Annotated in this window: 8 protein-coding genes and 1 riboswitch; of the genes, 4 read left to right on the forward strand and 4 right to left on the reverse strand. The window is 65.8% G+C overall.

Annotated features, from left to right (window positions below; genetic code table 11):
• Positions 1 to 60: 60 nt before the first annotated feature.
• Both HQ354_RS21775 and HQ354_RS21780 read left to right on the forward strand, forming a co-directional pair.
• On the forward strand, positions 61 to 1,599 hold the full coding sequence (locus HQ354_RS21775; RefSeq protein ID WP_222635547.1) for an ATP-binding protein: 1,539 nt from the start codon (positions 61 to 63) through the stop codon (positions 1,597 to 1,599).
• Positions 1,596 to 2,258 carry a response regulator gene (locus HQ354_RS21780; RefSeq protein WP_174551404.1) on the forward strand — a complete coding sequence of 221 codons (663 nt, stop codon included), beginning with the start codon at positions 1,596 to 1,598 and terminating at the stop codon, positions 2,256 to 2,258. The genes HQ354_RS21775 and HQ354_RS21780 overlap by 4 nt, the downstream gene beginning before the upstream one ends.
• Positions 2,259 to 2,318: 60 nt before the next feature.
• On the opposite strand, the gene HQ354_RS21785 is transcribed toward HQ354_RS21780, so the two are convergent.
• Positions 2,319 to 3,011: a FadR/GntR family transcriptional regulator gene (locus HQ354_RS21785; protein WP_068425059.1), complete on the reverse strand. Its 693-nt coding sequence runs from the start codon at positions 3,009 to 3,011 to the stop codon at positions 2,319 to 2,321.
• Between the two features lie 174 nt (positions 3,012 to 3,185).
• On the opposite strand from HQ354_RS21785, the gene HQ354_RS21790 reads away from it, so the two are divergent.
• Positions 3,186 to 4,982 carry a 2-isopropylmalate synthase gene (locus HQ354_RS21790; protein ID WP_261769000.1) on the forward strand — a complete coding sequence of 599 codons (1,797 nt, stop codon included), beginning with the start codon at positions 3,186 to 3,188 and terminating at the stop codon, positions 4,980 to 4,982.
• On the opposite strand, the gene HQ354_RS21795 is transcribed toward HQ354_RS21790, so the two are convergent.
• Positions 4,928 to 5,509 carry a TetR/AcrR family transcriptional regulator gene (locus HQ354_RS21795; RefSeq protein ID WP_068425056.1) on the reverse strand — a complete coding sequence of 194 codons (582 nt, stop codon included), beginning with the start codon at positions 5,507 to 5,509 and terminating at the stop codon, positions 4,928 to 4,930. The genes HQ354_RS21790 and HQ354_RS21795 overlap by 55 nt on opposite strands.
• A gap of 49 nt (positions 5,510 to 5,558) precedes the next feature.
• Here HQ354_RS21795 and HQ354_RS21800 point away from each other — a divergent pair, with 49 nt between their 5' ends.
• Complete coding sequence (locus HQ354_RS21800) at positions 5,559 to 6,698, forward strand: acyl-CoA dehydrogenase family protein (RefSeq protein WP_068425053.1); 1,140 nt, start codon at positions 5,559 to 5,561, stop codon at positions 6,696 to 6,698.
• On the opposite strand, the gene HQ354_RS21805 is transcribed toward HQ354_RS21800, so the two are convergent.
• Both HQ354_RS21805 and HQ354_RS21810 read right to left on the reverse strand, forming a co-directional pair.
• On the reverse strand, positions 6,692 to 7,474 hold the full coding sequence (locus HQ354_RS21805; protein WP_068425050.1) for an ABC transporter: 783 nt from the start codon (positions 7,472 to 7,474) through the stop codon (positions 6,692 to 6,694). The two genes, HQ354_RS21800 and HQ354_RS21805, sit on opposite strands and share 7 nt — an antisense overlap.
• Before the next feature lie 25 nt (positions 7,475 to 7,499).
• Positions 7,500 to 7,814, reverse strand: a complete 315-nt coding sequence (locus HQ354_RS21810) for a multidrug efflux SMR transporter (protein WP_068425048.1) — start codon at positions 7,812 to 7,814, stop codon at positions 7,500 to 7,502.
• A gap of 13 nt (positions 7,815 to 7,827) precedes the next feature.
• A riboswitch (guanidine-III (ykkC-III) riboswitch) is annotated at positions 7,828 to 7,890 on the reverse strand.
• Positions 7,891 to 8,044: the final 154 nt, after the last annotated feature.

The following is an 8,044-nucleotide window of genomic DNA, read 5'->3' on the forward strand; positions in this document are numbered from 1 at the left end:
GTCCATTGTGCGCACGATCATTTGTTCTTCGCGCACGAAGGTGGGACGTAGTGTCTTTTCGTGCGCAGAACTACGTTGGCGGCCCAGCTGCTGAGGTTGCAGCTGCTGATCGTCGTCGTCGTTCTCGTGGCGATCGGCGGGCTGTCGCTTGCACAGTCGTCGGCGACGTTCCAACGGGACGCGGGCCGCCGAGCGCAGTCCGCAGCGGAAACGCTCGCCGCGAACCCCGTCGTACGGCAGCTGTTGCCGTCGGCGCAGCCTCGTATCAGGACCGGGTTGCAGAGTGCGGTCGAATCGGTGCGTGCGGTGTCGGGGCTCGACTACGCGCAGCTGGCCGACGGCGACGGTGCCGTGATCCTGTCCACCGTGCCCGAACAGGTCGGGTCGATGACCCGCTCGGCCGCCGGTGGATCGACGGTCGGCCTCACCGAGACGACCTTCGGCAAGGCCGTCGAGGCCAACGTGCCCGTGCTCGACGACGAGGGTGTGTTCATCGGAACCGCCGTCGTCGGAGATCGATACCCGTCGGCGCTCGACCGTTTTCTTCAGGCCGCGCCGAACCTCATCGTCTATCTGGCAGTGGCGTCGGTGCTCGGCGGCGTGGGGTCGGTACTCCTCGCGCGACGGGTCAAACGGCAGACCCTCGGCATGGAGGCCAGTGAGATCCTCGATCTCGTCGGGCAGCGCGAGGCGATGCTGCGCGGGTTGAAGGAAGGCGTCGTCGCCCTCGACCCGAACGGACGCGTCCTGCTGATGAGCGAAAGCGCTCACGAGTTGCTGCACATCGAGCACGGGAGCAAAGGCAGAACCGTCGACGAACTCGGATTGACCGACCGGTTGCGTGACGTGCTGCTCGGTACCGCATCGGACGACGAGATAGTGGTCGTCGGTGATCGCGTGCTCGTGTTGAACACGGTCCCGATCGTGTCCAAGGGGAGGGCGGTCGGAACCGTCACCACGTTCCGCGACCGCACCGAACTGACCGACGTCGAAGAGGAGTTGGGCGTCACCAAAACCAGCTCCACGGCGCTCCGGGAACACATTCACGAGTTCGACAATCAGTTGCACACCATTTCCGGTCTCGTGCAGTTGCAGGAGTACGACGAAGTGGTGAACTACGTCGACGGACTCACCGCCCGCCGCGAGGGCGCGACGTCGGTGGTGACGGATTCGGTGTCCGACGTCGGTGTCGCCGCGCTGTTGATCGCGAAGATCGGTGCAGCGGCGCATCGTTCGGTGTCGGTCGAGATCGACGACGGGTCGAGGCTCGGCAGTCACGGCGGTGCACTCTCGCGCGATCTCTGTACGGTGCTCGGCAATCTCGTCGACAATGCCGTCGCGGCGTCGTCGGGTCGGGTACGGATCGCATTGCGAGAGGGTGACGGCATCGAGATCGAAGTGCGTGACGACGGACCCGGTGTGCCGGATCCCGAACGCATCTTCGAACAAGGGTGGAGCACACGGGGTTCGGCGAGTACCGGGCACGGTTTCGGACTGGCGTTGGTGCGGCTCGTCTGTCGCCGACGCGGCGGTGACGTGTCCGTCGGATCGGACGGCGGATGGACGGTGTTCACGGCAGTGATCGAGGAGCAGCAGTGATACGAGTTCTGGTCGTCGACGACGACTTCATGGTTGCGAAGGTGCACTCCGGATTCGTCTCCAAGGTGGACGATTTCATGGTGTGCGGGGTCGCGCACACGCCGGAGTCGGCCGTCGAAGCCGTGTCGGTCCTCCGACCGGATCTGGTGCTGCTCGACGTGCATCTGCCCGGAGCGAGTGGACTGGACTTGATCGCGCGGTTCCGCGAGTCGGTGCCCGACGTCGACGTTCTCGTCATCACCAGTGAGCGCGAGGTCGCGTCCGTGCAGCGTGCCCTGCGTAGCGGCGTCGTGCACTACCTCATCAAACCGTTCAAGTTCGCTGCGCTGCAGGACCGTTTGGAGCAGTACCGCACGACGCGGCAGCGCTTGAGTGCGTCGCAGGAAGCCGAGCAAGCCGAGGTGGACAAGGCGTTCGGGCTGACCGGAACAGGCAACGACCTCCCCAAAGGGCTCAGCCGTGTGACGCTGGAGCTGGTCGAGGACCGTCTGCGCGACGTCGATGGCGCTGTCTCCGCGAGCGAGATGTCGGAGCGTTCGGGGATGTCCCGATCGAGTGCGCGTCGATACCTCGAATACCTCGTCGGGATCGGGCGGGTGGACGTGTCGCTCGACTACGGGAACGTCGGGCGCCCGGAGCGGTTGTACCGGCGGAAGTAGTACCGAGTATTTCGCTCCCCAACTCGACCTGATGTGCGGGATCCCGTCGATTTCGCCGAGTTAGGGAGCGTTATGCACCCCTGCCGTGGCTACCGGACCGTGTAGCGACTCGAGGTGCGCACGACTGAGCGAGCGCGCTGCGGCCGCGTCGGCGTCGACGATGGCGTCCAGGACGCGTCGATGCACGTCGTGGTCCTCGTCGGAGCCGAACCGTCCGTGGATCCGGAGCATGTCGATCATGGCGTCGCGCAGTCGCGGGCTGAAGCCGTCGAACAGCCCGGTGAGGATTTCGTTGTGCGCCGCCGCGACGACCGTGCGGTGGAAGGCGATGTCCGTGTCGACCATCTCCTCCAGGTCGGTTCGATGTCGATCCCGCGACCGCAGAGCGGCCCGCATCCGGCGGATGTCTGCTGGTGTTCGTCGCTGCGCGGCCCAGCCGGCAGCCTCGACCTCGATCGCGAGACGCGCTTCGACGACCGCGTCGATGTCGGCTCGGCGCAGCACGGTGTCCCACCCCTCCTCCGGTTCGAGTGCAGCCACGAAAACGCCTGCGCCCTGCCGAGTTCGGAGTATTCCGCGTCCGGCCAGCTGGCGGATGGCCTCGCGAACCGTGGAGCGTCCGACTCCGAGTTGGGGACCGAGGGTGGTCTCGCCCGGGAGTTTTGCGCCGACCTCCCATTCGCCCGCCTGGATGCGCGTGAGGAGAAGATCGGCCGCTTGATCGGCGAGGGACGTCCGGCGTACGTGGGGCACGAGGACCGAGCATACTCGTCTACTTGTCTGAGGAGTTGTGCTACGGTGCTGTCATGTCGATCCACGGGATGCTTCTCCTTCGCCGCCGCGGCGGGGCCTAGTCGAACCGGCTCCCCTCCGCGGGGTTGTCACGTGCGCCGGTTCTACTCCCACTTCACCGAAGGAACCGTCAGCATGTTCACCTCTGTCTCGACCCCGTCGGGCCCTGTCCCGGCCGGAGCGCCCACCTGGAATCGTCAGCGCGGTTCGCAGATGCCGTCCCACCGCTACCGTGACGTCTACTCACGCGTCGAAGTTCCATTGTCCGAACGTGATTGGCCTCGTCGACGGATCACGCACGCGCCACTGTGGGTGCCCGTCGACCTGCGCGACGGCAATCAAGCTCTGCCCGAACCGATGGACCCGGCGCGCAAGCGTCGATTCTTCGAGTTGATGGTCGCGATGGGCTACAAGGAGATCGAGGTCGGCTATCCGTCCGCGTCGCAGACCGACTTCGATTTCGTTCGGCTGCTCGCCTCGACCGACATCGCGCCCGAGGACGTCACGGTCGTGGTGTTCACCCCGGCGCGACGTGACCTGATCGAACGGACCGTCGAGTCCGTGCGGGGCATTCGGAATCCGGTCGTCGTCCACATGTACACCGCGACGGCACCGACGTGGCGCGATGTCGTCCTGGGGCGGACCGCAGAAGATCTGAAGCGAATGATTCTGGCTGGGGCACAGGACGTTCTGCACTTCGCCGGCTCGATGCCGAACGTGCGCTTCGAGTTCTCGCCCGAGGTCTTCAACCTGACCGAGCCCGACTTCGTGCTCGACGTGTGCGACGCCGTCACCACCGCGTGGGACGCGACACCGGATCGGCCGGTGATCCTGAATCTGCCTGCGACGGTGGAGGTTGCGACACCGAACGTGTATGCGGACCAGATCGAGTACATGCACAAGAACCTGGCTCGACGCGACTCCGTCGTGCTGTCGGTACATCCGCACAACGATCGTGGAACAGGTATCGCATGCGCCGAACTGGCCGTGCTCGCAGGTGCGCAACGTGTCGAGGGCTGCATCTTCGGTAACGGCGAGCGCACCGGAAACGTCGACCTCGCGACCCTGGCGCTGAATCGCCATGCGCAGGGCGTCGATCCGATGATCGACTTCTCGGACATCGACGAGATCCGCCGCACCGTGGAGTACTGCAACCAGATCGAGGTGCACTCCCGACATCCCTATGTGGGGGATCTCGTGCACACGGCCTTCAGTGGGACGCACCAGGACGCGATCAAGAAGGGCTTCGCGGAGCATCGGGCGCGTGCTGTCGCCGAGGGCCGCGACGAGCGCGAGATCGAGTGGCGAGTGCCGTATCTGCCGATCGACCCGGCCGACATCGGACGTTCCTACGACGCGGTCATCCGCGTCAACTCGCAGTCGGGCAAAGGCGGAATCGCGTACCTGCTCGAGACCGAGTACGGCATCGAATTGCCGCGGCGCCTGCAGATCGATTTCGCCCGACACGTCCAGCGTCGCACCGACGACGCAGGCACCGAAGTGTCACCGGCCGAGTTGTGGAGCATGTTCTCGGACGCCTATCTCGACGACGGCGACGTCACTCTGCAGGGCTACGAGGTCGACGGGAACTCACGTACGACGGTCACCGTGCGGGTCGGCGGCGTCGACCACGTCAGCACGCACGACGAGGTAGGTCCGGTCGAGGCTGTCGCCGCGGCACTCGCCGCGCTGAACCGTCCGGTCGACATGCTCGATCTGCATCAGGGCAGTGTTCGTTCCGGGAACGACAGCGACGCGTTGACCGTGGTCGAATTCCGAACGGCAGACGGAACCGGGTGGAGTGCAGGCCTCGACCGGTCGGTGCTCACGGCCACGCTGAAGGCTGTCGCGCGGGCCGCGGGAGTGGGGATCGGCCGTCAGGAACCGGCGTCCGTGAGACCCGTCGTCAGCAGCGCGGCGAGTTCCGCGTAGGCCTGCGAGTCGTCGAGTCCGGTGCGCTGCGCGACCTCCCGGCTCTGAATTCGGGCCATGGTCGACGCGGCGACATCGGCGACGAACGCCGCATGGAGACTGCGGACTTCACCCGTCGATGCGCCGTCGTCGATCAGTTCTTGGACGCGTGTGGCGGCGAACGCCGTGTTCTGCTCGTAGATCTCGCGTGCGGGTGCGAACGCGGCGAGATCGTCCATGAACCGGTCCGACGCCGGTTGCAGCGCGACGCCGACCGCCGACAGGTATGCGGTGAGGCGGTCGGCGAAGCCCTCGATGCCGGCGATGGCCGCCTCGACCTGGTCCGTCGCGCCGCGGAAGAAGTGGACCGTGGCCGCCCGCACCAGCTGTTCCTTGCTGCCGGCGAGGGTGTAGAGCGTCGACTTGCTGCAGTGGAGGCGGGACGCGATGTCGTCGAGCGTGAGGTGCGCGAAACCCTCGGCCAGGAGCAGCTCCACCAGCTGGTCGAAGAGTTGGGCTCGGCGAGCGGTGGCGTGAGCTGCGGTCATTCGTGTAATAGTACTGGAGAGAGTCCGTCAGTACTGTGAGGAGTTCCAAGTGCCCGTCGATCGTCTGCTTCCCACCGACGAAGCTCGTGACCTGATTCAGCTCACCCGCGACGTCGCGGACAAGGTGCTGGATCCGATCGTCGACGAGCACGAGAAGAACGAGACCTACCCGGACAACGTGTTCGGCACGCTCGGCGAGGCGGGTCTGCTGAGCCTGCCGTTCCCCGAAGAGTGGGGTGGTGGTGCTCAGTCCTACGAGGTCTACCTGCAGGTTCTGGAAGAACTTGCCGCGCGGTGGGCTGCCGTCGCGGTTGCGGTGAGCGTGCACAGCCTGGCATGTTCGCCGCTGCTCGCCTTCGGCACCGAGGAACAGAAGCAGCGGTGGCTGCCGGACATGCTCGGCGGCAGCCTCATCGGCGCCTACAGCCTGTCCGAGCCGCAGGCCGGCTCCGACGCGGCAGCGCTGGCCTGCAAGGCAACGCCCAAGGACGACGGCTACGTCGTCAACGGGTCGAAGGCGTGGATCACGCACGGCGGCATCGCCGACTTCTACAACCTCTTCGCCCGTACCGGTGAGGGTTCGAAGGGTGTCTCGTGCTTCCTGATTCCGAAGGATCAGGAAGGACTGTCGTTCGGCAAGCCCGAGGAGAAGATGGGATTGCACGCCGTTCCGACGACGTCGGCCCACTACGACAACGCGTTCGTGTCGTCGGAGCGCAGGCTCGGAACAGAAGGCCAGGGTCTTCAGATCGCGTTCAGTGCACTCGATTCCGGTCGTCTCGGTATCGCGGCGGTGGCCGTCGGTATCGCGCAGGCCGCGCTCGACGACGCCGTTGCCTATGCCAACGAGCGCACGACGTTCGGCAAGAAGATCGTCGACCACCAGGGTCTCGGGTTCCTGCTCGCCGACATGGCAGCCGCGGTGGCGTCCGCGCGTGCCACCTACATCGACGCCGCTCGACGACGCGACGCCGGACTCGACTACTCCCGGGGTGCATCCGTCGCGAAGCTGGTCGCCACGGATGCGGCGATGAAGGTGACCACCGATGCCGTTCAGGTGTTCGGCGGTTACGGCTACACGCGCGACTTCCGCGTCGAGCGGTACATGCGCGACGCGAAGATCACGCAGATCTTCGAAGGCACCAACCAGATTCAGCGTCTCGTCATCGCGCGCAGTCTTCGTCAGTGAAGCTCGTGCACCGTCTGTTTTCCGCCCTTGAGCCATCGATTCGGTAGACGGCCGACGAGCTCTCCCAGCGGATTGACCGCTGCCGCAAGCACTTCCACCGTGTCCTGCAGGATGTCGATGCTGACGCTCATGCGTTCGAGATTCGGGGCAAGCGACGACAGTGTCTGCGACAGCGTCACCAGCTGATCCAACGGCCCACCCTGTGCGGTGAGCCGTTCGATGGCCCCGCCCTCGGCGAGCAGCTGTTCGAGCAGGCCGCCCTCCTGGATGGCGCGCTCGAGGATGCCGTCCTCGCGCGTGAGGAGTTCGAGCGGACCGTCGTTCGCGGTCAATCGCTCGAGCGGCCCGTCGACCGCGGTGATGCGATCGAGCAGGCCACCTTCGGCGAGCAGTCGTTCGATGGGTCCGTCCTCGGCGAACAACCGGTCCAGTGGACCTCCCGTCGCCGTGACGCGGTCGACCGGTCCGCCCTCCGCGAGCAGGCGATCGAGTGTGCCTTCGTCGGACGTCAGCCGATCGACGACGCCTCCCGGTGCGAGCAGCCGGTCGAGCGGGCCGCCTGCCCGCAGCGCGTTTCCGAGTGCCCGGTCGTCGGACGTCAGCTGCCCGAGCTGGGACAGCAGCTGCAGCGTTCCGCCCGCGCCTTTCGGCGTGGCAGTACCGGATTCGAGGGCCATACGCGTCGTCGACAATGCGAGTTCGGTGGCCGACAGTGCTGTCTCGGCGACGGCGATCCCGGCGCGCACAGGCAGTGTGATCGCTGACACCCAGTTCATCGTTTTACTGTAACTGCTGGAGACATCAGTGCAGCAGTTTCAGCCCGACGACGCATCCGACGATGCCCATCAGCAGGGCGATCTTGATCCACGACGCCGGTTCGTCGCCCGTGGCCATGGCGTACGCGACGGTCAGAGCGGCGCCGATTCCGACCCAGACGGCGTACGCGGTTCCGGTCGGCAGCGTCCGCATCGCGTAGGCGAGTCCGGCCATGCTGGCGACGAGCGCGACACCGAAGACGACAGTGGGGCTCAGGCGCGAGAACCCTTCGGATTTGCCGAGGGCAGTCGCCCAGACTGCTTCGAGGACACCGGAGATGACGAGAACGATCCAAGCCATGACAGAACACTCCCATGCACCGTCTTGTCGCAGGCCGGGTACGGTGCGCTCGTCCGCTAGTCGTCGAGACTGGTACGAGGGTACCAAACTCCACGTGAGCAGAAATGTAGGCGGTCTCAAGCGGTCATCGCAACGAGCGTCTTGTCGTATGCCTTCAGAGGAGTATCCCATCCGAGGGTCCTACGGGGACGGTTGTTGAGTAGGTCCTCGACCTCGGCGAGCCGTTCTGG

Source organism: Rhodococcus sp. BP-261 (genome assembly GCF_019835205.1).
GTDB classification, from domain to species: domain Bacteria; phylum Actinomycetota; class Actinomycetes; order Mycobacteriales; family Mycobacteriaceae; genus Rhodococcoides; species Rhodococcoides kyotonensis_B.